The 247-nt window shown below is 54.7% G+C and carries 1 tRNA gene and 1 rRNA gene; both read left to right on the forward strand.

What is annotated here, in order from left to right:
- Window positions 1-11 precede the first annotated feature (11 nt).
- A 5S ribosomal RNA gene (rrf, locus tag M3221_RS26040) occupies window positions 12-127 on the forward strand.
- Window positions 128-147: 20 nt separating this feature from the next.
- A tRNA-Val gene (locus M3221_RS26045) sits at window positions 148-223 on the forward strand.
- Window positions 224-247: the final 24 nt, after the last annotated feature.

Raw genomic sequence — 247 nt, forward strand, 5'->3', positions numbered from 1 at the left:
AAACTTCATAGTCAGGTGGCAATAGCGAAGAGGTCACACCCGTTCCCATCCCGAACACGGCCGTTAAGCTCTTCAGCGCCGATGGTAGTTGGGGGTTTCCCCCTGTGAGAGCAGGACGCCGCCTGGCGATTTACTTATTACATATGTGGAGGATTAGCTCAGCTGGGAGAGCATCTGCCTTACAAGCAGAGGGTCGGCGGTTCGATCCCGTCATCCTCCACCATTTATGCCGGTGTAGCTCAATTGG

Origin of the sequence: Domibacillus indicus, from assembly GCF_023715895.1 — a bacterium.
In the GTDB taxonomy this organism is placed as follows: domain Bacteria; phylum Bacillota; class Bacilli; order Bacillales; family Domibacillaceae; genus Domibacillus; species Domibacillus indicus_A.